This window comes from Burkholderia sp. LAS2 (assembly GCF_018417615.1).
Taxonomy (GTDB): Bacteria; Pseudomonadota; Gammaproteobacteria; order Burkholderiales; family Burkholderiaceae; genus Burkholderia; species Burkholderia sola.
The window spans coordinates 3,227,501-3,252,609 of record NZ_CP071052.1 but is presented as its reverse complement, the minus strand read 5'-3'; the positions used below and the strand labels follow the sequence as shown (position 1 = coordinate 3,252,609).

At 66.3% G+C, this 25,109-nt stretch carries 19 protein-coding genes; 6 read left to right on the top strand and 13 right to left on the bottom strand.

The window, feature by feature from the left end; all coding sequences use genetic code 11:
* Positions 1 to 11: 11 nt before the first annotated feature.
* The 6 genes from JYG37_RS34780 to JYG37_RS15055 form a co-directional block, all read right to left on the bottom strand.
* On the bottom strand, positions 12 to 1,577 hold the full coding sequence (locus JYG37_RS34780) for a hypothetical protein (protein ID WP_249745995.1): 1,566 nt from the start codon (positions 1,575 to 1,577) through the stop codon (positions 12 to 14).
* Positions 1,578 to 1,868: 291 nt separating this feature from the next.
* A complete protein-coding gene (locus JYG37_RS15075; RefSeq protein WP_176016093.1) occupies positions 1,869 to 2,879 on the bottom strand; it encodes a HoxN/HupN/NixA family nickel/cobalt transporter in 1,011 nt (336 codons plus the stop codon).
* A gap of 167 nt (positions 2,880 to 3,046) precedes the next feature.
* A complete protein-coding gene (gene fusA / locus JYG37_RS15070; protein WP_023477042.1) occupies positions 3,047 to 5,158 on the bottom strand; it encodes an elongation factor G in 2,112 nt (703 codons plus the stop codon).
* Positions 5,159 to 5,406: 248 nt separating this feature from the next.
* A complete protein-coding gene (locus tag JYG37_RS15065; RefSeq protein ID WP_006490889.1) occupies positions 5,407 to 5,907 on the bottom strand; it encodes a DUF192 domain-containing protein in 501 nt (166 codons plus the stop codon).
* Between the two features lie 160 nt (positions 5,908 to 6,067).
* On the bottom strand, positions 6,068 to 6,283 hold the full coding sequence (locus JYG37_RS15060; protein ID WP_011352970.1) for a hypothetical protein: 216 nt from the start codon (positions 6,281 to 6,283) through the stop codon (positions 6,068 to 6,070).
* Positions 6,284 to 6,564: 281 nt separating this feature from the next.
* The gene (locus JYG37_RS15055; RefSeq protein ID WP_006490892.1) at positions 6,565 to 7,143 is read right to left on the bottom strand and encodes a pseudouridine synthase; all 579 of its coding nucleotides are present in this window, start codon (positions 7,141 to 7,143) and stop codon (positions 6,565 to 6,567) included.
* Positions 7,144 to 7,419: 276 nt separating this feature from the next.
* Here JYG37_RS15055 and icd point away from each other — a divergent pair, with 276 nt between their 5' ends.
* Both icd and JYG37_RS15045 read left to right on the top strand, forming a co-directional pair.
* Positions 7,420 to 8,676, top strand: a complete 1,257-nt coding sequence (gene icd / locus JYG37_RS15050; RefSeq protein WP_039368210.1) for an NADP-dependent isocitrate dehydrogenase — start codon at positions 7,420 to 7,422, stop codon at positions 8,674 to 8,676.
* 281 nt (positions 8,677 to 8,957) lie between these two features.
* On the top strand, positions 8,958 to 11,186 hold the full coding sequence (locus JYG37_RS15045; RefSeq protein WP_124631848.1) for an NADP-dependent isocitrate dehydrogenase: 2,229 nt from the start codon (positions 8,958 to 8,960) through the stop codon (positions 11,184 to 11,186).
* Between the two features lie 123 nt (positions 11,187 to 11,309).
* On the opposite strand, the gene JYG37_RS15040 is transcribed toward JYG37_RS15045, so the two are convergent.
* Positions 11,310 to 11,534, bottom strand: coding sequence for a hypothetical protein (locus JYG37_RS15040; protein ID WP_006478028.1), 225 nt, complete (start codon positions 11,532 to 11,534; stop codon positions 11,310 to 11,312).
* A 592-nt stretch (positions 11,535 to 12,126) separates the two neighbouring features.
* Between JYG37_RS15040 and JYG37_RS15035 the strand changes: the two genes are divergently transcribed.
* Positions 12,127 to 13,734 carry a multicopper oxidase family protein gene (locus JYG37_RS15035; protein WP_124631847.1) on the top strand — a complete coding sequence of 536 codons (1,608 nt, stop codon included), beginning with the start codon at positions 12,127 to 12,129 and terminating at the stop codon, positions 13,732 to 13,734.
* Between the two features lie 180 nt (positions 13,735 to 13,914).
* Here the strand turns inward: JYG37_RS15035 and JYG37_RS15030 are convergent, their stop codons facing one another.
* Entirely contained in the window at positions 13,915 to 14,118 is a 204-nt protein-coding gene (locus JYG37_RS15030) for a cold-shock protein (RefSeq protein WP_006488945.1), read from the bottom strand.
* Positions 14,119 to 14,663: 545 nt separating this feature from the next.
* On the opposite strand from JYG37_RS15030, the gene clpS reads away from it, so the two are divergent.
* The 3 genes from clpS to JYG37_RS15015 all read left to right on the top strand — a co-directional run bounded on the left by clpS (position 14,664) and on the right by JYG37_RS15015 (position 18,758).
* Positions 14,664 to 14,978 (top strand): ATP-dependent Clp protease adapter ClpS, encoded by a 315-nt coding sequence (gene clpS / locus JYG37_RS15025; protein WP_006398529.1) that lies wholly within the window; start codon positions 14,664 to 14,666, stop codon positions 14,976 to 14,978.
* Positions 14,975 to 17,275, top strand: coding sequence for an ATP-dependent Clp protease ATP-binding subunit ClpA (clpA, locus tag JYG37_RS15020; protein ID WP_213345556.1), 2,301 nt, complete (start codon positions 14,975 to 14,977; stop codon positions 17,273 to 17,275). The genes clpS and clpA overlap by 4 nt, the downstream gene beginning before the upstream one ends.
* Positions 17,276 to 17,378: 103 nt before the next feature.
* The gene (locus tag JYG37_RS15015; RefSeq protein ID WP_124593575.1) at positions 17,379 to 18,758 is read left to right on the top strand and encodes an amino acid permease; all 1,380 of its coding nucleotides are present in this window, start codon (positions 17,379 to 17,381) and stop codon (positions 18,756 to 18,758) included.
* 106 nt (positions 18,759 to 18,864) lie between these two features.
* Here the strand turns inward: JYG37_RS15015 and dut are convergent, their stop codons facing one another.
* From dut to JYG37_RS14990, 5 genes are all read right to left on the bottom strand, one after another.
* A complete protein-coding gene (dut, locus tag JYG37_RS15010; RefSeq protein WP_050017546.1) occupies positions 18,865 to 19,311 on the bottom strand; it encodes a dUTP diphosphatase in 447 nt (148 codons plus the stop codon).
* A 55-nt stretch (positions 19,312 to 19,366) separates the two neighbouring features.
* Positions 19,367 to 20,578, bottom strand: coding sequence for a bifunctional phosphopantothenoylcysteine decarboxylase/phosphopantothenate--cysteine ligase CoaBC (coaBC, locus tag JYG37_RS15005; protein ID WP_213345554.1), 1,212 nt, complete (start codon positions 20,576 to 20,578; stop codon positions 19,367 to 19,369).
* 67 nt (positions 20,579 to 20,645) lie between these two features.
* A complete protein-coding gene (lspA, locus tag JYG37_RS15000; RefSeq protein ID WP_213345553.1) occupies positions 20,646 to 21,146 on the bottom strand; it encodes a signal peptidase II in 501 nt (166 codons plus the stop codon).
* A gap of 3 nt (positions 21,147 to 21,149) precedes the next feature.
* Complete coding sequence (gene ileS / locus JYG37_RS14995; RefSeq protein WP_213345551.1) at positions 21,150 to 23,987, bottom strand: isoleucine--tRNA ligase; 2,838 nt, start codon at positions 23,985 to 23,987, stop codon at positions 21,150 to 21,152.
* A gap of 100 nt (positions 23,988 to 24,087) precedes the next feature.
* Positions 24,088 to 25,080, bottom strand: a complete 993-nt coding sequence (locus JYG37_RS14990) for a bifunctional riboflavin kinase/FAD synthetase (protein WP_050017542.1) — start codon at positions 25,078 to 25,080, stop codon at positions 24,088 to 24,090.
* Positions 25,081 to 25,109 lie beyond the last annotated feature (29 nt).

Sequence of the window (25,109 nt, the reverse complement as noted above, 5' to 3'; positions counted from 1 at the left end):
AACGCTTCGGGTCAGTGGCGGCCGCCCGACGATCCGCCGTTGCCGGGACCGCCGCCGTTGCCGTTGCCGGCGCCACGGCCGTTGCCGACGCCGTTGGCCCCGCCGTTGCCGGCGCCGCCACTGCCATTGCCGTTACCGTTGCCGCCGCCATTGCCGTGGCCGCCGGTGCCGTTGGCGCCGCCGCTTCCGCCGCTCCCGCCGTTACCGTTTCCACCGCCATTGCCACCGGCGCCATTGCCGTTACCGCCGCCGTTGCCCGCGCCACCACCGCCGTTTCCGTGGCCACCTCCGCCGTTACCATGGCCGCCGCCGCTGCCGCCGCTGCCGCCGCTGCCGCCGCTGCCGCCGCTGCCGCCGCTGCCGCCGCTGCCGCCGCTGCCGCCGCTGCCGCCGCTGCCGCCGCTGCCGCCGCTGCCGCCGCTGCCGCCGCTGCCGCCGCTGCCGCCGCTGCCGCCGCCGCCGCCGCCGCCACCGCCACCGCCACCGCCACCGCCACCGCCACCGCCACCGCCACCGCCACCGCCACCGCCACCGCCACCGCCGTTGCCGTGACCGCCGCCGCCACCATGACCACCGCCGTTGCCGTGACCGCCGCCGCCACCATGACCACCGCCGTTGCCGTGACCGCCACCATCGCCATGGCCGCCGCCGTTGCCGTGACCGCCACCATCGCCATGGCCGCCGCCGTTGCCGTGACCACCGCCGTCACCATGGCCGCCGCCGTCGCCGTGACCACCGCCGTCACCATGGCCGCCACCGTCGCCGTGACCGCCACCGTCGCCATGACCGCCGCCATGACCGTGACCGCCGCCGTCACCATCGCCACCACCACCGTGGCCACCGCCACCGGAAGTGCCGCCACCGGAAGTGCCGCCACCCGAAGTGCCGCCGCCGGAAGTGCCACCACCGGAAGTGCCACCACCGGAAGTGCCGCCACCCGAGGTACCGCCACCCGAGGTACCGCCACCCGAGGTACCGCCACCCGAAGTGCCGCCACCGGAAGTGCCGCCACCCGAGGTACCGCCACCCGAGGTACCGCCACCCGAGGTACCGCCACCCGAGGTACCGCCACCCGAAGTGCCGCCACCGGAAGTGCCGCCACCCGAGGTGCCTCCACCCGAAGTCCCACCACCCGAAGTCCCACCACCTGAACCACCGTTCCCGGACGCATTGCCTCCGCGGCCCGTGCCGTTCGTACTGCCGGAGGTTCCGCCTGTCGTTCCGCCGACACCCGCAGGTCCGACGGCGCCGTTCCCGTTGTTGCCGCCGCTACCGTTCCCATTCCCGGTGCCGCCGCCGTTTCCGTTTCCGCTGCCGCCCGCACCGGCGCCGCCATTACCGACGCCCCGGCCGGCATACACGTGTACCGCGCACGCAGCCGGATTGGCGGCGCACGGCGATGCGTTCTCGACGAGCGTCATGATGGTGTCCGCGCTGGCGTTCGCGTCGGGCGCGGCGTCAGGCGTCGTGTTCTGTGCGACCGCATACGAGCAGCAGCACGCGAACGCGGCCACGGCCAGCAAGGTTGCACGAGGGCGCCGTCCCGCCGCGCGGAACGGTTGTTTCGTTTTATGCATCATGGCCTCCCCATGCGCGCGATGCCTCGTAGCCGCGCGACGATTTACGTGTGGTGCAGGGGGGCGTAAAAGATTCGTAGTCCTATCGTCGGCCGATCGCCTTCTGGCCGACGCTGGACGTCAGCCGCGAACGCGGATCGGCACGCGGGCCCGCCGTGCGAATCTCACTCTGCGAGATTCGTGCCATCGGCCGCTCGGGCCCGTCGGTAAAGGCGGGCGCAGTCGCGTGACCGCGCATGCAACGTCGTAGGGGAGCGTTTTGTTTCCGGAATGAAACGTCGGAGGAGTCGTTCAGCGCGCCGGCGCGTCGGCCGCGCGTTGCCAGCGGTGGAACAGGATCGACGCGATCCAGCAGACGAGGAACAGCGCGACGATGCCGTAGCCGATCGAGCCGAAGCGTTCGCCGAGCGCGTCGAGCGTGTCGCGCACGGGGCCCGTCAGCGACAGCTTGTCGGCCAGCAGGCCGGCTGCCTCGATCCCGCCGATCGCCAGCGCGACGGCCGCCGAGACGAACGTGATGCTCGCGTTGTAGAGCAGCTTGCGCTGCGGATCGTCCATTGCCCAGCCGTATGCCTGAATCATCAGCACGTTGTCGGTCGAGTCGATCAGCGTCATGCCGGCGGTGAAAAGCGCGGGAAACAGCATGACCGTATAGACCGGCAGCCCCTGGCTCGCCTGCGCGGCGGCGATCGCGAGCAGGCCGATTTCGGTTGCAGTATCGAAACCGAGCCCGAACAGCACGCCGACCGGATACATGTGCCAGCTCTTCGACACGAACCGGAACAGCGGGCGCAGCAACCGCGATACGAGTCCGGCGGGACGATGCTCGTGCGCGCCGTCGTGCGTGTGCCCGGACGCGCCGCGATAGCGTCGCCACACGTCGCGCAGGATCATCAGGTTCACGCACGCGAGCACCAGCAGGAAGGTAGCCGATACCGCCGTGCCGATCGTGCCGCCGATCTCGCGGAATGCATCGAACCGGTCGCGCAGCGCGAACGCTGTCAGCGCGATACCGAGCGTCGCCGCGATCACGATCGTCGAATGACCGAGCGAAAAGAACAGGCCGACGCTCACCGGACGCTGGCCGTCCTGCATCAGCTTGCGCGTCGCGACGTCGATCGCGGCGATGTGATCCGCGTCGACCGCATGACGCAGCCCGAGCCCGTATGCGATCGCCGCGGTGCCGAGCAGCAGCGGATGGTCGTGCAGCACCGCGAGCGCCCACAGCCAGACGGCGACGTTCGCGGCGATCAGGCCGGCATAGAGGGTCAGCAGGCGGCGCAGGGCAGGGGTGGGCGGCATCGGGCGGGTTCCATCTGACGAAACGCCATCCATTGTGGCACGCGAAAAAAAGCGCGGCACGCCGATCGACAAGCCGCGAACGCGATGTGCGCCGGACGAAAAAAAGCCCGTCCGGAATGAACCGGACGGGCCTTGTGCGCATGCGCCGAAGCGCGAGCGAGCGGCGCTTACTTCACTTTCGCGTTGATCACGGCTTCCGACACGTTCGCCGGCGTTTCCGCGTAATGCTTGAACTCCATCGTGTATGTCGCGCGGCCCTGCGTGGCCGAACGCAGCGACGTCGAATAGCCGAACATTTCCGCGAGCGGCACCTCGGCGCGCACCAGCTTGCCGCCGCCGCCCGCGATGTCCTCCATCCCCTGCACGATGCCGCGCCGGCTCGACAGGTCGCCCATCACGTTGCCCATGAAGTCCTCGGGCGTCTCGACCTCGACGGCCATCATCGGCTCGAGCAGCACCGGCTTCGCCTTGCGCATCGCTTCCTTGAACGCCATCGAGCCGGCCATCCGGAACGCGTTTTCGTTCGAGTCGACGTCGTGGTACGAACCGAACGTCAGATGCACCTTCACGTCGACGACCGGGTAGCCCGCGAGCACGCCGCTCTTCAGCGTCTCGGTGATGCCCTTGTCGACGGCCGGGATGAACTCGCGCGGAATCACGCCGCCCTTGATCTCGTCGAGGAACTCATAGCCCTTGCCGGGGTTCGGCTCCAGCGTGATCACCGCATGGCCGTACTGGCCGCGCCCGCCCGACTGCTTGACGAACTTGCCTTCGACGTCGGCCGCCGTCGTGCGCACCGTTTCGCGATACGCGACCTGCGGCTTGCCGACCGTCGCCTCGACGCCGAACTCGCGCTTCATCCGGTCGACCAGGATTTCGAGGTGGAGCTCGCCCATCCCCGAAATGATGGTCTGGCCGGACTCTTCGTCGGTCTGCACGCGGAACGACGGATCCTCCTGCGCGAGACGGTTCAGCGCGAGGCCCATCTTTTCCTGGTCGGCCTTCGTTTTCGGCTCGACGGCCTGCGAGATCACCGGCTCCGGGAATTCCATCTTTTCCAGGATGATCGGCTTGGCCGGATCGCACAGCGTGTCGCCGGTGGTCGCTTCCTTCAGGCCGACGGCCGCCGCGATGTCGCCCGCGCGCACTTCCTTGATTTCCTTGCGCTCGTTCGCGTGCATCTGCAGGATCCGGCCGAGCCGTTCCTTCTTGTCCTTCGTCGCGTTGAGCACCGTGTCGCCAGACTCGACGACGCCCGAATACACGCGGAAGAAGATCAGCTGGCCGACGAACGGGTCGGTCATGATCTTGAACGCGAGCGACGAGAACGGCTCGTCGTCGCTCGGATGACGTTCCGCCGGCTTTTCCGGATCGGCGAAATCGTGACCGAGGATCGCGGGCACGTCGACCGGCGACGGCAGGTAGTCGATCACCGCGTCGAGCATCGCCTGCACGCCCTTGTTCTTGAACGCGCTGCCGCACAGCATCGGCACGATCTCGTTCGCGATCGTGCGCTGGCGCAGCGCGGCCTTGATCTCGTCCTCGGTCAGCGATTCATGGTCGTGCAGATACTTCTCGAGCAGTTCCTCGCTCGCTTCGGCCGCGGCCTCGACCATCTTCTCGCGCCACTCGTGCGCGAGCTCGACGAGGTTCGCGGGGATGTCCTCGTACGTGAACTTCACGCCCTGGCTTTCGTCGTCCCACACGATCGCCTTCATCTTCACGAGATCGACGACGCCCTGGAAATGGTCTTCCGCGCCGATCGGAATCTGGATCGGCACGGCGACGCCTTTCAGGCGCTCGCCGATCTGCTTCTGCACGCGGAAGAAGTCGGCGCCGATCCGGTCCATCTTGTTGACGAACGCGATGCGCGGCACCTTGTACTTGTTCGCCTGGCGCCACACGGTCTCGGATTGCGGCTGCACGCCGCCGACCGAGTCGTAGACCATGCACGCGCCGTCGAGCACGCGCATCGAGCGCTCGACTTCGATCGTGAAGTCGACGTGCCCGGGCGTATCGATGATGTTGATCCGGTGTTCCGGATAGTTGCCGGCCATGCCCTTCCAGAAGGCCGTGGTCGCGGCCGACGTGATCGTGATGCCGCGTTCCTGCTCCTGCTCCATCCAGTCCATCGTGGCCGCGCCGTCGTGCACTTCACCGATCTTGTGGCTCACGCCGGTGTAAAACAGGATGCGCTCGGTCGTCGTGGTCTTGCCGGCATCGATGTGAGCGCTGATCCCGATATTTCTATAGCGCTCGATGGGGGTTTTGCGGGGCACGTGAACCTCCTGGTGGTTCGGATCGTAAGCGGGCCGGCTGATTGGGTGCCGGCCCGGGCTGGAACTAGCGAGATTTAAAGGATAGCGCTTGTCCGTGGCTTTTGCAGATGCGGGCAGCGGGTGCCGAATCAAGGCGGGCGCCGCCGGCGGGCGAAAAAAAAGCCGGCGCCCGATAACAAACAAGGGGCGGCCGGCTTTTCGGTCGGTGCGCGGTGCGCGATGCAAGGCCGCCGCGCGGGCCGCTGCGGTTACTGGGCCCTCGGCAGGCCGTCGAGCTTCATGCCGGGCTTGATGCCTTTCGCGGCGAACCAGCCCTTGCTCATTTCCAGCGCATAGACGCCGTTGTTGCGCGGGCAGTGGTTGTCGGTGGTTTCCGCGCGCATCTCGTCGATGTCGGTGATCGTGCCGTCGGCGCGGATGAACGCGATCGACAGCGGAATCAGCGTGTTCTTCATCCAGAAGCAGTGCACGGCGTTCTCGTTGAAGACGAACAGCATGCCTTCGTTCGGCGCGAGCTGCGAACGGTACATCAGCCCCTGTTCGCGGTCGGCGTCGTTCGCGGCGACGGCCGCGTCGATCACGTACATGCCGGCGCGCAGCTTCACGCGCGGGAACTCGCTCGGCTGCTTGGCGCCGGGCGGCACTTGCGCGCCGGCGGCCTGCATGCCGAGCGCGAGGACGGCGAGGGCGGCGGGAAACACGGCGGCGCGCGCAAGGCGGCCGAGCGACGGGCGCAGGGAGAAGTGCACAGCATGGCTCCTGTCTGGAAAACGAGACCCGCATGGTACGCGATGCGCGCCGGCGGGCACAAAAAAGAAAAAGGCAGATCGCCTTGCGGTGATCTGCCTTTCAACGCCGTAAGAACGGCAGGACTGCGTGTTCTTGACTGCGTTATTACAGCTTGCTTACTTAGTTCGAAGCAGCTGCCGGTGCTGCTGCGTCGCTTGCTGCAGCCTTCTTCGATGCCTTGTGGTGCTTCTTGGCAGCGTGGTGCTTCTTGGCAGCGTGCTTAGCCGGTGCCGAAGCAGCTTCTGCTGCTGCCGGAGCAGCTTCCGGAGCCGAAGCTTGTGCGAAAGCAGCCGTTGCGAAGAGGCCAGCGACCAGAGCGGCGATCAGTTTGTTCATGTTGTGTTCCTCAGCTTTAGTTAATTAACCAAATGACCCGGCAATAGGAGTCATGTCGTCTAACGGTGCCATCCACCTTTCGGTTGACAGACGCTTCGAGAAATTTCTCTTTGCGCTGCGGGCGCCGAATCGTATTCGAATAAAACGTCGCTTTCGTGACGCAAACACGGGTTCGGCTGCCAATGCCGGATAGCTAAGGTTGGCATCTGCGTGATTTAACGCGCGATCTGCGCGGGTGGTTGACGAAAAAGATGACGAAAAATTCGCGCGTCCCCGATTCGTCATCCGGCCGGCGCGAAACCGTCCCACGGCGCGCGCGGCGGCAGCGCGATTGTTTCGCCCGGCGCAATGCCGAGCGCGAATATATCGAGCGCGCCGATGCCGACGCGCACCAGACGCAACGTCGGGAAGCCGACGGCCGCCGTCATCCGGCGTACCTGCCGGTTCTTGCCCTCGGTGATCGCCAGCTCGATCCACGTGGTCGGGATCGCGGCGCGGTAGCGGATCGGCGGATTGCGCGGCCACAGCGTGTCGGGCGGCTCGATGAATTCGGCGCGGCACGGGCGCGTCACGTAGTCGCCGAGGTCGACGCCGCGTGCGAGCGCCTTCAGGTCGGCCGGCCCCGGCGCGCCGTCGACCTGCGCCCAGTAGCGCTTCACCAGCTTGTGGCGCGGCTCCGCGATGCGGGCCTGCAGCGCGCCGTCGTCGGTGAGCAGCAGCAGCCCCTCGCTGTCCGCGTCGAGCCGGCCGGCCGCATACACGCCGGGCGTTTTTACCCAGTCGCCGAGCGACGGTCGCGTCTCGTGCGCGGAAAACTGGCAAATCGTGCCGAACGGCTTGTTGAGGGCGATCAGGTTCATGGCGGGGCGCCCGCCCGGCGCCCCGCGGGAAGCGGGGGCGGGCGGTCTATGGCAAATGGCGGAATCTTAATGCATAATACGGAACGGCAAGTCCTCTGTCTTATATAAGACATAAGTGAGGTCTTGATACGCAGTGCCGCGGTTCGCGCCGAAGTGCCCGGTTGGGGCGCTAGAATAGCGGCTCGCTGTTGTCGTCACGGGGTGGCCATGCCTCGCCCCGCCGCGCGCGCAGCTTCGACCAGCATCACCTGCTCAGCCACGTCACTGGAGTCGATCATGCCGTATCAGCACATCAAGGTTCCGGAGGGCGGTGACAAGATCACCGTCAACAAGGACTTCTCGCTCAACGTTTCCGATCAGCCGATCATTCCCTATATCGAAGGCGACGGTACGGGCTTCGATATCACGCCGGTCATGATCAAGGTCGTCGACGCGGCGGTCGCGCATGCGTACAAGGGCCAGCGCAAGATCCACTGGATGGAGATCTTCGCGGGCGAGAAGGCGACCAAGGTGTACGGTCCGGACGTGTGGCTGCCGGACGAAACGCTGCAGGTGCTGAAGGAATACGTGGTGTCGATCAAGGGGCCGCTCACGACCCCGGTCGGCGGCGGCATCCGTTCGCTGAACGTCGCGCTGCGCCAGGAGCTCGACCTGTACGTGTGCCTGCGCCCGGTCCAGTACTTCAAGGGCGTGCCGTCGCCGGTGCGCGAACCGCAGAAGATCGACATGGTGATCTTCCGCGAGAATTCGGAAGACATCTACGCGGGCATCGAATGGGCCGCGGGCTCCGAGCAGGCGAAGAAGGTGATCAAGTTCCTGCAGGACGAGATGGGCGTGAAGAAGATCCGCTTCCCGGAAACGTCCGGGATCGGCGTCAAGCCCGTGTCGACCGAAGGCACCGAGCGTCTCGTGCGCAAGGCGATCCAGTATGCGATCGACAACGATCGCAAGTCGGTCACGCTGGTGCACAAGGGCAACATCATGAAGTTCACGGAAGGCCTGTTCCGTGACGCCGGCTACGCGCTCGCGCAGAAGGAATTCGGCGGCGAGCTGATCGACGGCGGCCCGTGGATGCGCGTGAAGAACCCGAAGACGGGCAACGAGATCGTGATCAAGGATTCGATCGCCGACGCGTTCCTGCAGCAGATCCTGCTGCGCCCGGCCGAATACGACGTGATCGCGACGCTGAACCTGAACGGCGACTACATCTCCGACGCGCTGGCCGCGCAGGTCGGCGGCATCGGGATCGCGCCGGGCGCGAACCTGTCGGATTCGGTCGCGATGTTCGAGGCGACGCACGGCACGGCGCCGAAGTACGCAGGCAAGGATTACGTGAACCCGGGTTCCGAGATCCTGTCGGCGGAAATGATGCTGCGCCACCTCGGCTGGACGGAAGCAGCCGACACGATCATCGCCGCGATGGAGAAGTCGATCCTGCAGAAGCGCGTCACGTACGACTTCGCGCGCCTGATGGAAGGCGCGACGCAGGTGTCGTGCTCCGGCTTCGGCGAAGTGCTGATCGAGAACATGTAAGACCCCTTCCGGGGTGGGCCGGCAGGTTGCCGGCCGCCCCGGCGCTGACTGCCGGCGCCGGAGCGTTTCGTGGATGGCAGGTTTGTTGGCAGGGTGGCCCGGCATGCGGGCCGCGGCGCCGCGAGGCGGCCGCATGCCCTGCAAGGTAGAACATGACGGCCCTCGCAACACCACCGCCCGGCTGAGCCGGCGCGCCCCTTTCGCGATCGACCCGGTCGCTTCCCGCCGGTTACCGCCGGCGCTCCTCAGTCCCATCATCACGTAGCAATGCTTTGACCACCATGTCCACTTCGCCCAAGATCATCTACACCCTCACCGACGAAGCGCCGGCGCTCGCGACCTATTCGCTGCTGCCGATCGTCAAGGCCTTCACGCGTTCGTCGGGCGTCGCCGTCGAAACGCGCGACATCTCGCTCGCCGGCCGCATCATCGCGGCATTCGCAGACGTCCTGCCGTCGGAGCAGAAGGGTTCCGACGATCTGGCCGAACTGGGCCAGCTCACGCTGAAGCCGGAAGCGAACATCATCAAGCTGCCGAACATCAGCGCATCGGTGCCGCAGTTGAAGGCCGCGATCGCCGAACTGCAGGCGCAGGGCTACGCGCTGCCGGCCTATCCGGAAGATCCGTCGACGGACGAAGAGAAGGCCGTCAAGGCGCGCTACGACAAGATCAAGGGCAGCGCGGTGAACCCGGTGCTGCGCGAAGGCAACTCCGACCGCCGCGCGCCGCTGTCGGTCAAGAACTACGCACGCAAGCATCCGCACAAGATGGGCGCGTGGAAGGCCACGTCGAAGGCCCACGTCGCGCACATGACCGAAGGCGATTTCTACGGCAGCGAGAAGTCGGCGCTGATCGCCGATGCCGGCAGCGTGAAGATCGAACTGACGACGACCGACGGCGCGAAGAAGGTGCTGAAGGAAAAGACGGCCGTGAAGGCCGGTGAAGTGATCGACGCGTCGGTGATGAGCCGCAACGCGCTGCGCCGCTTCATCGAAGCGCAGATCGCCGACGCGAAGGCGCAGGACGTGCTGTTCTCGGTGCACCTGAAGGCGACCATGATGAAGGTCTCGGACCCGATCCTGTTCGGTCACTTCGTGTCGGTGTTCTACCGCGACGCGCTCGCGAAGCACGCGGACGTACTGGCGAAGGTCGGCTTCAACCCGAACAACGGGATCGGCGACCTGTACGCGCGCCTGAAGGACCTGCCGGCCGACACGCGCGAAGCGATCGAAGCCGACGTCAAGGCCGAGTACGCGGTGCGCCCGCGCCTCGCGATGGTCAACTCGGACAAGGGCATCACGAACCTGCACGTGCCGAGCGACGTGATCGTCGACGCATCGATGCCGGCGATGATCCGCGATTCGGGCGGCATGTGGGGCCCGGACGGCCAACTGTACGACGCGAAGGCCGTGATTCCGGACCGCTGCTACGCGGGCGTCTACCAGGCCGTGATCGAGGACTGCAAGCAGCACGGCGCGTTCGATCCGGTCACGATGGGCAGCGTGCCGAACGTCGGCCTGATGGCGCAGGCGGCCGAGGAATACGGTTCGCACGACAAGACGTTCCAGATCCCGGCGGACGGCGTCGTGCGCGTCACCGACGAAGCCGGCAACGTGCTGCTCGAGCACGCGGTCGAGGCGGGCGACATCTGGCGCATGTGCCAGACGAAGGACGCGCCGGTGCAGGACTGGGTCAAGCTCGCGGTCAACCGTGCCCGCGCGACCGGCGCGCCGGCCGTGTTCTGGCTCGATCCGGCGCGCGCGCACGATGCGCAGATCATCGCGAAGGTCGAACGCTACCTGAAGGATCACGACACGAACGGCCTCAACATCCGCATCATGACGCCGGAAGACGCGACCCGCTTCTCGCTCGAGCGCATCCGCGCGGGCAAGGACACGATCTCGGTCACCGGCAACGTGCTGCGCGACTACCTGACCGACCTGTTCCCGATCATGGAGCTCGGCACCAGCGCGAAGATGCTGTCGATCGTGCCGCTGATGGCCGGCGGCGGGATGTTCGAAACGGGTGCGGGCGGCTCCGCGCCGAAGCACGTGCAGCAGTTCGTCGAGGAAGGCTTCCTGCGCTGGGATTCGCTCGGCGAATTCCTCGCACTGGCCGCGTCGCTCGAACATCTCGGCAACGCGTACCAGAATCCGAAGGCGCTCGTGCTCGCGAAGACGCTCGACCAGGCGACCGGCAAGTTCCTGGACGAGAACAAGTCGCCGGCGCGCAAGGTCGGCGGCCTCGACAACCGCGGCAGCCACTTCTACCTGTGCCTGTACTGGGCGCAGGCGCTGGCCGAGCAGACCGAGGACGCCGCGCTGAAGGCACAGTTCGAGGGCGTGGCGAAGGCGCTGTCCGACAGCGAAGCGCGCATCCTGGAGGAACTGGCGGCCGCGCAAGGCAAGCCGCAGGCGATCGGCGGCTACTACCGTCCGAACGTCGACCTGACGAGCCAGGCCATGCGCCCGAGCGCGACGCTGAACGGCATCGTCGACGCGGTCGCCTGACCCCGGGCGCGCACTCGCGCGAGCCGATGTGTGTGTCGACGCGGCGCGGTGAGCCGTTCGCCGCCCGACACCCAATAAAAACGCCCCGGTCGCCCGGGGCGTTTTTCGTTGCAGGCGTGCCATTCAGACGTGAACGATTTCCCATTCGGCGATTTCGTCCGGCACTTCGAGCGTGGCCGTGTCCAGTTCTGACGGCTGCGCGCAGTCGCCGCGGGAGATGCGGTCGGCTGCGACTTCGGGGCACGAGAACGCACCGAGCGAAGCGTTGCCGAACGTCGCTTCCCAGCCGCCGTTTGCCGGCAGGATGTAGAACGACCCAAGCGCTGAACCAAAGCGAAATCCCTTCATTTCCGTTCTCCCTTTCTGATCACAAGCGATTCTGTTGTGCCGCCTGCCGGATCGACCGGCCGTGGCCCGACTGACTGCTTTGCGCCGGGTTCCGTGTCGAACGTCGTGGCGAAGCGTCAGTGCATGGAACAAAGTCTACGTCCGCGACTCGCCCGGATGGTGCATGTAGAACGGCTTCTCGAAACAAAAATTCTCTTTTAAAAACAAATAATTATTGACATCGTTTTGTATGGCGGAACGTTTTTCGGCATCGCGAAACGGGAAATTTGTGCCCTGCACCACGAATTTTTATAACGCAGGGACTTGTTCCGCATCGTGAAAAATTGACGGGTTGACGGATCGTCGATGCAGCGGATGGGGGGAACGTGGGGGGCGGGCGCAACGCGCAAAGGGACGGCAGATGAGCAGCGATGGCTGCCGAAGCGTCGTTTGGCGATGCTGATCGTCGCGCCGCATCCGGCGCGGTAGCGATGCTTGCTGCGGCGTATCGCCGCCCGCCCGGCGGCAGCGCTTTTCGATCCGGCCCTGCGGTTATGATGACGTGACCGCCGCGGCTGTCGCGCGGCGCTGTATGAACGACGAGGATCGATTGATGAGACGGAGAACCTTCCTGTCGCGCACCATCGGTGTCGCGGCCGCATCGCTGTTGGCGCGCACCGCATGGGCGCAGCATGCCGGTCACGCGGGCATGGCCGGCATGGATTCGATGGACGACATGCCGGGTATGACGGGTATGTCAGGGATGTCGGCGCACGCGCAGCACGGCAAGCTCGCACCGGGCGCGCTCGCGGCCGCCGACGCGCTGCCGGCCGGCGCGCCGCTCGCGACGTTGCGCACGCTCGCCAACGAAAGCCGCGAGCCCGGCACGTTCCGGGCCACGCTGGTTGCTCAACCGGTGGCGCGACCGCTGCTGCGCGGCGCGCGGCCGACCGCGTTCTGGCAGTTCGGCGCGGGCACGCAAGGGCCCGTCGTCGGCCCGCTGATCGACGTGCGCGAGGGCGATACGGTCGAGATCAGGTTCGTCAACAAGCTGCCGCAGCCGTCGACGATCCACTGGCACGGCCTGCCGGTGCCGCCCGACCAGGACGGCAACCCGTCCGATCCCGTCGCGCCCGGCGCGTCGCGCGTGTATCGCTTCACGCTGCCGAAGGGCAGCGCCGGCACCTACTGGTACCACCCGCATCCGCACATGATGACCGCCGAGCAGGTGTTCCGCGGGCTGGCCGGCCCGTTCGTCGTGCGCGCCGCGGACGATCCGCTCGCCGGCTGGCCCGAGCGCCACCTGTTCGTGTCGGACCTGAAGCTTGCACGCGACGGCACGATTGCGCCGAACGACATGATGGACTGGATGAACGGCCGTGAAGGCCAGTTCGTGCTGGTCAATGGCGCGCGCCGGCCGCGCATCGATGTCGCGGGCGACGAACGCTGGCGGGTCTGGAACGCGTGCAGCGCACGCTACCTGCGCATCGCGTTCGACGACGGCCGCGCGTTCGAGCACGTGGGCACCGACGGCGGATTGTTCGATGCGCCGCGGCGCGTGACGTCGCTGCTGATTGCGCCGGGCGAGCGCGCGGAGCTGCTGGTCCGCGCCGGCGACCGTGCGTCGCGCGCGGTGCTGCAGGCGGCCGAGTACGACCGCCGCAAGATGGCGATGTCGCACGACGACGGTCACGGCAGCCTGCCGCCCGACCCGGCGCTGGCGCTGGCCGACGTCGCGTTCGCGCCCGCCGCGGCCCGCGCGCTGCCTGCCACGCTGCGCGCGGTGCGGCCGCTGGGCGAACCGGCCGCGCACAAGACGGTTGCGTTCGGCGAGGAAATGGACATGGACGCGATGATGAAGGGCGGCGCGCACGGCCGCCCGGCGGGCATGCGCTTCACGATCAACGGCGACACCTACGCGCCGCACCGCGCGACGCTGACGAGCCGCCGCGGCGACGTCGAGCGCTGGGAGATCCGCAATACGACGGACATGGATCACCCGTTCCATTTGCACGGCACGCAGTTCCAGGTGATCGAGCGGGCGTCGGGTGGTTCACGCACGAGCGAGCCGTTCCGCGCATGGCGCGATACGGTGAACGTGCGCAGCGGCGAAACCGTGTCGATTCTCGTCACGCAAGACATGCCGGGCGAGCGCATGTTTCACTGCCATATTCTCGAACACGAGGATCTCGGCATGATGGGCACGCTGAAGGTCGTGTAACTAAGCCGCGAATGTGTTTCACGCGCGGATTCGTTATCCGATCTGCATGCGCGACGAGACAATATGCGTTCAACGGTCGGGATTGAACGAAAAGGCCGGCCAATCGATTATCGACGGGCCGGCCTCAAAAAAAGAAACCCGGCGCAATGCGCCGGGTTTCTTCGTCAGATATCCGATGCCTTATACGGCCTGGATGTTCGACGCTTGCTTGCCCTTCGGCCCTTGGACGACGTCAAAGCTCACCTTCTGGCCTTCCTTCAGCGTCTTGAAGCCATTCATGGTGATAGCCGAGAAGTGCGCAAACAGATCCTCACCGCCCTCGTCGGGAGTGATGAAACCGAAGCCCTTCGCGTCGTTGAACCATTTAACGATACCAGTTGCCATTTCCTACTTCCCCTGTCACACAGTCGCTGCTACTTACCACGAGCACGCTCGAAAAGCTAAACGACCGGAAAATGCAGCCGTTCCCCCCTCACAAGCTCACCTCGGCCCCTTTCGTTTCGCCAACCGGCGAATTGAAAAAAGTGCCAGCTTGATTGTTGGCGCTCTTTATTGGAGTGTCAAGTGGAATTTTTAGACGTTTAGAGGGTCGTTGTAAAGAACCCATTTTCAGGGTTTTTCCGGCTTTGCCTGGCTGCATGCGGCCAAGCGCGAGGGCTTGAAAAGCCGCATAATCGGCTCATATACCAGGCTCGAGTGACACGCGTTCGAGTCGTCCCGGCTTGTGGGATACTGGATGCGGACACGACGTTCCGGTGCGATTCCCCCTGACGGTTCGTGTTCCGCGCCACGCGTGAAAGCCGGCACCGCAGCCGGCTTTCGTATGGCGCGAAGGCGATCGCGTGTTCCGGGATACCGGGGAGGGCGCCGGCCGGTCGGTCGGGTAATGGCAGGATTGCGGGCCTGTCCGAGTTGTTTAGAATGGGTGTATGGCGATTATCCCGGACAAGCAGGACAGTACCGTCCTGGAACGCAAGCAGCAGAAGCTGAAGCCGCCTTCGATGTACAAGGTGGTGCTGCTGAACGACGACTTCACCCCGATGGAGTTCGTCGTGATGGTGGTCCAGGAGTATTTCAAGAAGGATCGCGAGACGGCCACGCAGATCATGCTGAAGGTCCATCGCGAAGGACGAGGGGTATGTGGGGTCTATACGCGGGACATCGCGTCGACCAAGGTTGAGCAAGTCGTTACCCATGCGCGGCAGGCAGGGCATCCGCTGCAGTGCGTGATGGAGGAAGCATGATTGCCCAGGAATTGGAAGTCAGCCTGCACATGGCGTTCATGGAAGCACGCCAGGCGCGCCATGAGTTCATTACGGTCGAGCATCTGCTGCTGGCCCTGCTGGATAATCCGACGGCGGCCGAGGTGTTGCGCGCGTGCGCGGCAAACATCGAGGACCTGCGTCAGAACCTGCGCAATTTCATCCACGACAACACACCTACCGTCCCGGGCACCGACGATGTCGATACCCAGCCGACGCTCGGTTTCCAGCGCGTGATCCAGCGCGCGATCATGCACGTCCAGTCGACGTCGAACGGCAAGAAGGAAGTGACGGGCGCGAACGTGCTGGTCGCGATCTTCGGCGAGAAGGATTCGCATGCCGTGTACTACCTGCAGCAGCAGGGCGTCACGCGCCTCGACGTGGTGAACTTCATTTCGCACGGCATCGCGAAGACGAACAGCGGCGAAGCCGCGAAGTCGACCGACGCGAACGCGGAAAGCGAAGACGCGAACGCGCAGAAGGAAACGCCGCTCGCGCAGTTCACGCAGAACCTGAACCAGATGGCGAAGGACGGCCGCATCGATCCGCTGATCGGCCGCGAGCCCGAGGTCGAGCGCGTCGTGCAGGTGCTGTGCCGCCGCCGCAAGAACAATCCGCTGCTCGTCGGCGAAGCCGGTGTCGGCAAGACCGCGATCGCCGAAGGGCTCGCGTATCGGATCACGCGCGGCGAAGTGCCGGACATCCTCGCGAACGCGCAGGTGTACTCGCTCGACATGGGCGCGCTGCTGGCGGGCACCAAGTACCGCGGCGATTTCGAGCAGCGTCTGAAGACGGTGCTGAAGGAGCTCAAGGAGCGTCCGCACGCGATCCTGTTCATCGACGAAATCCATACGCTGATCGGCGCGGGCGCCGCGTCGGGCGGCACGCTCGATGCGTCGAACCTGCTGAAGCCGGCGTTGTCGTCGGGCACGCTCAAGTGCATCGGCGCAACCACGTTCACCGAGTATCGCGGCATCTTCGAGAAGGATGCGGCGCTGTCGCGGCGCTTCCAGAAGGTCGACGTGACGGAGCCGAGCGTCGAGCAGACGGTCGCGATCCTGCGCGGGCTGAAGTCGCGCTTCGAGGAGCACCACGGCGTCAAGTATTCGTCGGGTGCGCTGTCGGCCGCGGCCGAGCTGTCGGCGCGCTTCATCACCGACCGTCACCTGCCGGACAAGGCGATCGACGTGATCGACGAGGCGGGCGCCGCGCAGCGCATCCTGCCGAAGTCGAAGCAGAAGAAGACGATCGGCAAGGGCGAGATCGAGGAAATCATCTCGAAGATCGCGCGCGTGCCGGCGCAAAGCGTGTCGCAGGACGATCGCAGCAAGCTGCAGACGCTCGACCGCGACCTGAAGAGCGTCGTGTTCGGCCAGGATCCGGCGATCGACGCGCTCTCGGCGTCGATCAAGATGGCGCGCGCGGGCCTTGGCAAGATGGACAAGCCGATCGGCGCGTTCCTGTTCTCCGGCCCGACGGGCGTCGGCAAGACCGAAGTGGCGCGCCAGCTGGCGTTCACGCTCGGCATCGAGCTGATCCGCTTCGACATGTCGGAATACATGGAACGTCACGCGGTGAGCCGGTTGATCGGCGCGCCGCCGGGCTACGTCGGGTTCGACCAGGGCGGCCTGCTGACCGAAGCCGTCACGAAGAAGCCGCATTGCGTGCTGCTGCTCGACGAAATCGAGAAGGCGCATCCGGACATCTTCAACGTGCTGCTGCAGGTGATGGACCACGGCACGCTGACGGACAACAACGGCCGCAAGGCGGATTTCCGCAACGTCATCATCATCATGACGACGAACGCGGGCGCCGAGTCGATGCAGAAGGCGACGATCGGCTTCACGACGCGCCGCGAAACCGGCGACGAGATGACCGACATCAAGCGCCTGTTCACGCCGGAGTTCCGCAACCGGCTGGATGCGATCATCAGCTTCCGCTCGCTCGATGAGGAAATCATCATGCGCGTGGTCGACAAGTTCCTGATCCAGCTCGAGGAACAGCTGCACGAGAAGAAGGTCGACGCGCTCTTCACCGACGCGTTGCGCAAGCATCTCGCGAAGCACGGCTTCGACCCGCTGATGGGCGCGCGGCCGATGCAGCGGCTGATCCAGGACACGATCCGGCGTGCACTGGCCGACGAGCTGCTGTTCGGCAAGCTTCTCAACGGCGGTCATGTGACGGTCGACGTCGACGAAAACGACAAGGTGCAGTTGTCGTTCGACAAGCTGGCGAATCCGCCGCACAAGCCGAACGAAGAGACGGTCGAAGTCGAGTAAGCGATAATTCGTTGTTCATGCGAACGGCGCGGGAAGTTCTCCGCGCCGTTTCGTTTTATCCGGCGCCGGCGGCGCGATGGTGGGGCAGGGGAGTGGTAACGCAGTGACACAACAACAACGGTCGTTCGACGCTATCGTCGCGCGCGAACAAGGGCTGCGCCACGCGCTGACGTCGGGGCAGATGGCGATGATCGCGATCGGTGGCGCGATCGGCACGGGGCTGTTCCTCGGCAGCGGATTCGCGATCGGGCTCGCGGGCCCGAGCGTGCTGGTTTCCTATGCGATCGGCGCACTGATTGCGCTGCTGCTGATGGGCGCGCTTGCGGAAATGACGGTCGCGCATCCGACGGCCGGCTCGTTCGGCGCCTATGCCGAGCATTACGTCGGCCCGCTCGCGGGCTTCCTGGTGCGCTATGCGTACTGGTTCGCGGTCGTGTTCGCGATCGGTACCGAGATCAGCGCGATCGCCGTGTTCATGAAGTACTGGTTCCCGGCCGTGCCCGGCTGGTACTGGGTGATCGGATTTTCCGCGCTGCTGATCGCCGTGAACCTCGCGAGCGTCACGCTGTACGGGACGGTCGAATACGCGTTCTCGCTGCTGAAGATCGCGGCGATCGTCGTGTTCATCGTGCTCGGCGCGTTTCTCGTGTGGTCGGCGCCGCCCGCATCGGGCATCGGTTTCGTGAACTACACCGCGCACGGCGGCTTCATGCCGAAGGGGCCGTGGGGCACCTGGGTCGCCGTGATCGTCGCGATCTTCAGCTACATGAGCATCGAGGCCGTCGCGATCGCGGCCGGCGAGGCGCGCGATCCGCAGCACGCGGTCACGCGCGCATTCCGCTCGACGGTGTTCCGGCTCGTGCTGTTCTACCTGCTGACGCTCGCGCTGATGCTCGCGATCGTGCCGTGGACGCAGGCCGGCACCGACGAAAGCCCGTTCGTGAAGGTGATGGCCGCGACGCACGTGCCGTATGCGGCGGGCGTGATCAACTTCGTGCTGCTGATCGCGGCGCTGTCGGCGATGAACAGCCAGCTCTACGTGACGACGCGGATGATGTTCAGCCTGTCGCGCGCGCAACTCGCGCCGGCGGTGTTCGGCCGGCTCGGCGCGAACGGCGTGCCGCGCGCGGCGCTGTGGATCTCGACGAGCGGCGTCGCGGTGGCGGCCGTGCTGGTCGCGCTCGCGCCCGATACCGCGTTCACGGTGATGATGGCGATCGCGATGTTCGGCGCGCTGTTCACGTGGCTGATGATCTTCGTCACGCACCTGCGGTTCCGTGCGCGGTATCGCGGCCCTGCGCTCGCGTTCCGGATGTGGGGGCACCCGTTCGGCAGCCTGGCCGGTGCGGGGCTCGTCGCGGCGATCCTGCTGACGACCCCTTTCACGCGCGAATTCCGGATGACGATGGTGGTCGGTGTCGTGTTCGTCGTGCTGCTGACGCTCGCCTACGCGTTGCACTACCGCCACCAACACGCGCGCTGACCGCGGCGTCGCGAACCCGCGCCTGCGCGAATCGCGCAACCGGGCTGCACGTGGCGGTGCGCAAAAAGAAAAAGGGGCCGTGGCCCCTTTTTTCGTGCTGTGTGGGTCAGTGGCGGCCGGTGCTGCCGAACCCGCCTTCGCCGCGATCGCTCTCGGTGAATTCGTCGACGATGTTGAACTGCGCCTGCACGACCGGCACGATCACGAGCTGCGCGAGGCGTTCGAACGGGTTCAGCACGAATTCGGTCTGGCCGCGATTCCACGTCGACACCATCAACTGGCCCTGGTAGTCGGAGTCGATCAGGCCGACGAGGTTGCCGAGCACGATTCCGTGCTTGTGGCCGAGGCCCGAGCGCGGCAGGATCAGCGCCGCATAGCCGGGATCGGCGAGGTGGATCGCGAGGCCGGTCGGCACCAGCGTGGTTTCGCCCGGCTGCAGCGTGACCGGCGCGTCGAGGCATGCGCGCAGGTCGAGGCCGGCGCTGCCGGGGGTCGCGTAGGCGGGCAGGTAATCGCGCATGCGCGCGTCGAGAATCTTCAGGTCGAGTTTCATGCGGTCGTCGAATCGGTCGGGAAGGGCGCGGCGGCGTCTGCCGCCACGCAAGGGATCAGATCAGGCGGTTGTCCGGCAGGCGCTTCGCGATTTCGGCCACGAGCGTATGCGCGAGTTCGTCCTTGGGCGCGCGCGGCAGGCGCGTGAGGCCGGCCGCTTCGAACAACACGACTTCGTTGTCGTCGCGCCCGAACGTCAGCGGGCCGAGGTTGCCGACGAGCAGCGGCACGTTCTTGCGCTTGCGCTTCTCGTCGCCATGCACGTCGAGGTCGCCGCTTTCGGCCGCGAAGCCGACGCAGAACGGCGCATCGGGCAGCGCCGCGACCGATGCGAGGATGTCGGGGTTCTCGACGAACGCGAGCGCCGGCATCTTGCGGTCGGCCGTCTTCTTCATCTTGTGCTCGGCCGGCTGGTCGACGCGCCAGTCGGCGACTGCGGCCACCGCGATGAAGATGTCGGCATCGTTCACGGCATGCATCACCGCGTCATACATCTGCTGCGCGGTCTGCACGTCCTGGCGGGTCACGCCCCACGGCGTGTCGAGCGCGACCGGCCCGGCGACGAGATGCACGTCGGCGCCGGCCTGTTGCGCGGCGCGCGCGAGCGCGAACCCCATCTTGCCGCTGGAGCGGTTCGTCAGGCCGCGCACCGGGTCGAGCGGTTCGAATGTGGGCCCGGCCGTGATCAGCACGCGGCGGTGCGCGAGCACCTTCGGCGCGAAGTGCGCGACGATCGCTTCATAGATCGCCTCGGGTTCGAGCATGCGGCCGTCGCCGACTTCGCCGCAGGCCTGCGCGCCCGAATCCGGGCCGAGTACCGACACGCCGTCCGCGCGCAATTGCGCGGCGTTGCGTTGCGTGGCCGGGTTCTGCCACATCTGGCGGTTCATTGCGGGCACGACGAGCAGCGGACAGTCGCGCGCGACGCACAGCGTCGACAACAGATCGTCGGCGAACCCGTGCGCGAGCTTCGCGAGGAAATCCGTCGACGCGGGCGCGATCACGATCGCGTCGGCTTCGCGCGACAGGTCGATGTGCGCCATGTTGTTGTCGATGCGCGCGTCCCACTGGCTCGTATAGACGGGCCGGCCCGACAGCGCCTGCATCGTGACGGGCGTGATGAACTGGGTGGCGGCGTCGGTCATCGCGACCTGCACGGTCGCGCCGGCCTTCGCGAGCAGCCGCGTGAGTTCGGCGATCTTGTAGCAGGCGATGCCGCCCGTCAGGCCGAGAACGAGGTGTTTTCCTGCGAGTTCTGCGTGTGCCAACTCAGGCCTCCTGGGGTCAAACGGAACGGCCGGCGCGAAGCCGGCCGTCGACACGGAGTATGCGCGCTCAGCGCGCGCCGCGCACGCGCCGCAGCTCGTCGTAGATCAGCAGCACCGCGCCGACCGTGATCGCGGAATCGGCGATGTTGAACGCCGGGAAGTGCCACGCGCCGACGTGAAAATCGAGGAAGTCGATCACGTGGCCGTAGACGAGCCGGTCGATCACGTTGCCGAGCGCGCCGCCGAGGATCAGCGCGAGCGACACGCTGAACAGCCGCTGGTGGCCGTGGCGCTTCAGCAGGAAGCAGATCACGAGCGTCGCGCCGACGCCGAGCGCGGTGAACGCCCAGCGCTGCCAGCCGCTCGCGGTCGACAGGAAGCCGAACGCGGCGCCGCGGTTGTACACCAGCACGAGGTTGAAGAACGACGTCAGCGCATGCTGCGCGCCGTACGCGAATGTCTTGAGGATCGCGATCTTCGACAGCTGGTCGAACAGGATCACGATCAGCGAAATGCCGAGCCAGGGCGCGAGCGCGCCGCTGGCCGGTTTCGACAGGGTCTTCGCCATAATTTAAGCAGCGCTCCGGATTTCGCCGTTTTCAAACAGGTTCGAGAAGCAGCGGCCGCACAGCGTCGGATGATCGGCGTGTGCGCCGACATCTTCACGGTAGTGCCAGCAGCGCTCGCACTTCTGGTACTTCGACGCGGCCACGTCGACGCTTTCCTGCGCTTCGTCGTCGACCTTCACGACGGTCGCCGCCGACGTGATCAGCACGAACTTGAGATCGTCGCCGAGGCTCGTCAGCGCGTCGTAGCGCGCGCCGCTCGCATGCACGGCCACTTCGGCCTGCAGCGACGAACCGATGCGGTTCGCGGTGCGCGCTTCCTCGAGCGCCTTCGTCACGTTGCCGCGCACGTCGCGCAGCAGCGCCCACTTGTCGATCAGCGCGGCCGAGCCGGCGACTTCCGGATACGCATAGTAGGTTTCCGTGAAAATCGTGTCGCTCGCCGGCTGGAACACCTTCCACGCTTCTTCCGCCGTGAACGACAGGAACGGCGCGAGCACGCGCAGCAGGCCGTGCGTCAGGTGATACAGCGCGGTTTGCGCGGAGCGGCGCGCGCGCGAATCGGCGGCGCTCGTGTACAGGCGATCCTTCAGCACGTCGAGGTAGAAGCCGCCGAGGTCTTCCGAGCAGTACGTCTGCAGCTTCGCGACGACCGGGTGGAATTCGTACTTCTCGTAGTGGCCGAGCAGTTCGGTCTGCAGTTGCTGCGAGAACGCGACCGCATAGCGGTCGATCTCGAGCCATTCGTCGGCCGGCACCGCGTGCTGCGCGAAATCGAAATCCGACAGGTTCGCGAGCAGGAAGCGCAGCGTGTTGCGGATGCGGCGATAGCCTTCCGTTACGCGCTTCAGGATTTCCTCGGAGATCGCGAGTTCGCCCGAGTAGTCGGTCGATGCGATCCACAGGCGGATGATTTCCGCGCCGAGACGGTTCGCGACTTCATGCGGGTCGATGCCGTTGCCGAGCGACTTGCTCATCTTGCGGCCTTCGCCGTCGACCGTGAAGCCGTGCGTGAGCAGGCCCTTGTACGGCGCGCGACCATCGATCATCGATGCCGTCAGGAGCGACGAGTGGAACCAGCCGCGATGCTGGTCCGAGCCTTCGAGGTACAGGTCGGCCGGGAACTGCAGCTGATCCTTGTGCGAGCCGCGCAGCACGTGCCAGTGCGTCGTGCCCGAATCGAACCACACGTCGAGCGTGTCGCGGTTCTTTTCGTACAGGTTCGCGTCGTCGCCGATCAGCTCGCGCGGGTCGAGCGATTGCCACGCCTCGATGCCCGACTGCTCGACGCGCTTCGCGACTTCCTCGAGCAGCTCGAGCGTGCGCGGGTGCAGCTCGCCGGTTTCCTTGTGCACGAAGAACGCCATCGGCACGCCCCACTGGCGCTGGCGCGACAGCGTCCAGTCGGGACGGTTCGCGATCATGCTGAACAGGCGCTGCTTGCCCCACGACGGGTAGAACGCGGTCGCGTCGACGCCTTCGAGCGCCGTCTCGCGCAGCGTCTTGCCGCCGTCGCGCGGCGTCACGTCCATGCCGGCAAACCACTGCGACGTCGCGCGGTAGATGATCGGCGTCTTGTGGCGCCAGCAGTGCATGTAGCTGTGCGTGTACTTCTCGCTGCGCAGCAGCGAGCCGGCCGCGTTCAGCGCGTCGACGATCTTCGGGTTCGCGTCCCAGATCGACAGGCCGCCGAACAGCGGCAGCGATTCGATATAGCGGCCGTCGCCCATCACCGGGTTGATGAAGTCGGAATCGGTCATCCCGTGCGCCTTGCACGACTGGAAGTCCTCGATACCGTACGCGGGCGACGAGTGCACGACGCCGGTACCCGTGTCGGTCGTCACGTAGTCGCCGAGATAGACGGGCGCGGTGCGCTGGTAGCCGGGGTGGGTCGAGGCGAGCGGGTGGTGGAAGCGCAGGTTCGCGAGCTTCACGCCGGGCGCGGTCGCGACGACGCGGCCGGTCAGCTTGAAGTCGGCCATGCAGGCTTCGACGCGCTCTTGCGCAATGATCAGCAGCCCGCGCTCGGTGTCGACCAGCGCGTAGACGATTTCCGGATGGAGGTTCAGCGCCTGGTTGGCGGGAATCGTCCACGGCGTGGTGGTCCAGATCACGATGCCGCCGTCGGCGCGCGGCAGCGCCGGCAGGCCGAACGCGTGCGCGGTCTTTTCCGGTTCCGCGAACGCGAACATCACGTCGATCGTCGGGTCGGTGCGGTCCTTGTACTCGACTTCCGCTTCCGCGAGCGCCGAGCCGCAGTCGAAGCACCAGTTGACCGGCTTCAGCCCGCGGTACACGTAGCCCTTCTCGATGATCTTGCCGAGCGCGCGGATTTCTTCCGCCTCGTTCACGAAGTTCATCGTCTTGTACGGATTCGCCCAGTCGCCGAGCACGCCCAGGCGCTTGAAGCCGACCTTCTGCTTCTCGATCTGCTCGGTCGCGTACGCGCGCGCCTTGCTCATCACTTCGGCCGCCGGCAGCGACTTGCCGAACTGCTTCTCGATCTGGATCTCGATCGGCATCCCGTGGCAATCCCAGCCGGGCACGTACGGCGCGTCGAAGCCGGCCATGTTGCGCGACTTGACGACGATGTCCTTCAGGATCTTGTTGACCGCGTGGCCGAGGTGGATGTCGCCGTTCGCATACGGCGGGCCGTCGTGCAGGATGAACTTCGGCCGGCCCTGGCTGGCCGCGCGGATCTTCTCGTAGATGCCGCGCTCCTCCCACTCCTTGACCCACTGCGGCTCGCGCTTGGGCAGGTCGCCGCGCATCGGGAACGGCGTGTCGAGCAGGTTGACCGGATACTTGGCCTGCGGTTTCGAATCGGCTTTCTTGTTGCTCATGATGGGATCGCTATCTAAATCGGGGACGCTCGGCGTCGTGAATCGGGTAGGCGCGCGACGGGGCGGCGCGAGGGTGCGGCGCGAGGCGCCGCCGTCCGGATCAGCTAATTCGGTCGGTAGCCGACGTCGCGAAGCCCGTCGCGCGGCTGCCCGGCGCACGGTCGCGTTCGACGAAATAAGCGCGTGCATTCGCGACGTCCAGCGCGATCGCGCGCGACAGCGCCTCGAGATCGTCGAACTTCGCCTCGTCGCGCAGCTTCTTCAGGAATTCGACACGGATCAGCTTGCCGTACGCATCGCCGTGCCAGTCGAGCAGGTGGACTTCGAGCAGCACGCGGCCCGAATCGTCGACGGTCGGGCGCAGCCCGAGGCTTGCGACGCCGGGCAGCGGCTCGGGGCCGAGGCCGTGCACCTGCACGACGAAGATGCCCGCGAGCGCCGGCCGCTTGTGCGCGATCGGCAGGTTCAGCGTCGGGAAGCCGAGGTCGCGGCCGAGCTTGAGGCCGTGCGCGACGTGGCCGCTGATCGCGTAGCCGTGGCCGAGCGCTTGCGCGGCCGCGTCGAGATCACCCGCGGCGAGCGCCGCGCGCACGCCGGAGCTGGAAATGCGCGTGCCGTCGCTGCCGGACACCGTGCCCATCTGCTCGACCTCGAAGCCGTGCAGCTCGCCGGCCGCCTTCAGCGTGTCGAAGGTGCCCGCGCGCTTCGCGCCGTAGCAGAAATCGTCACCGACCATCATCCAGCGCGCGTGCAGCCCGTTCACCAGCGTGCGCTCGACGAACGCCTGCGGCGACTGGCTCGCGAAGGTGTGGTTGAAGTGCTCGACGACGACGCGGTCGACCCCGTGGTCGCGCAATGCTTCCAGCTTGTCGCGCAGCATCGCGATGCGCGGCGGCGCGCCGGCCGGGTTGAAGAATTCGCGCGGGTGCGGCTCGAACGTCATCACGCACACGGGCAGGCCGCGTGCGTCCGCTGCCGCGCGCACGCGCGCGAGCAGGGCCTGGTGCCCGCGATGGACACCGTCGAAGTTGCCGATCGTCAACGCGCACGGGGCGCGGCTCTCGGCGTTGGGCAGGCCGCGGAAGACTTTCACGATAGCGGATGCAGCGTCGGGGGAATGGG

Bases quoted from the DNA above. Each gene is read 5' to 3' on its own strand.
- JYG37_RS34780 (WP_249745995.1), bottom strand. From the start codon at position 1,577: ATGCATAAAACGAAACAACCGTTCCGCGCGGCGGGACGGCGCCCTCGT.
- JYG37_RS15075 (WP_176016093.1), bottom strand. From the start codon at position 2,879: ATGCCGCCCACCCCTGCCCTGCGCCGCCTGCTGACCCTCTATGCCGGC.
- JYG37_RS15060 (WP_011352970.1), bottom strand. From the start codon at position 6,283: ATGAACAAACTGATCGCCGCTCTGGTCGCTGGCCTCTTCGCAACGGCT.
- JYG37_RS15055 (WP_006490892.1), bottom strand. From the start codon at position 7,143: ATGAACCTGATCGCCCTCAACAAGCCGTTCGGCACGATTTGCCAGTTT.
- icd (WP_039368210.1), top strand. From the start codon at position 7,420: ATGCCGTATCAGCACATCAAGGTTCCGGAGGGCGGTGACAAGATCACC.
- JYG37_RS15045 (WP_124631848.1), top strand. From the start codon at position 8,958: ATGTCCACTTCGCCCAAGATCATCTACACCCTCACCGACGAAGCGCCG.
- JYG37_RS15040 (WP_006478028.1), bottom strand. From the start codon at position 11,534: ATGAAGGGATTTCGCTTTGGTTCAGCGCTTGGGTCGTTCTACATCCTG.
- JYG37_RS15035 (WP_124631847.1), top strand. From the start codon at position 12,127: ATGAGACGGAGAACCTTCCTGTCGCGCACCATCGGTGTCGCGGCCGCA.
- JYG37_RS15030 (WP_006488945.1), bottom strand. From the start codon at position 14,118: ATGGCAACTGGTATCGTTAAATGGTTCAACGACGCGAAGGGCTTCGGT.
- clpS (WP_006398529.1), top strand. From the start codon at position 14,664: ATGGCGATTATCCCGGACAAGCAGGACAGTACCGTCCTGGAACGCAAG.
- clpA (WP_213345556.1), top strand. From the start codon at position 14,975: ATGATTGCCCAGGAATTGGAAGTCAGCCTGCACATGGCGTTCATGGAA.
- dut (WP_050017546.1), bottom strand. From the start codon at position 19,311: ATGAAACTCGACCTGAAGATTCTCGACGCGCGCATGCGCGATTACCTG.
- lspA (WP_213345553.1), bottom strand. From the start codon at position 21,146: ATGGCGAAGACCCTGTCGAAACCGGCCAGCGGCGCGCTCGCGCCCTGG.
- ileS (WP_213345551.1), bottom strand. From the start codon at position 23,987: ATGAGCAACAAGAAAGCCGATTCGAAACCGCAGGCCAAGTATCCGGTC.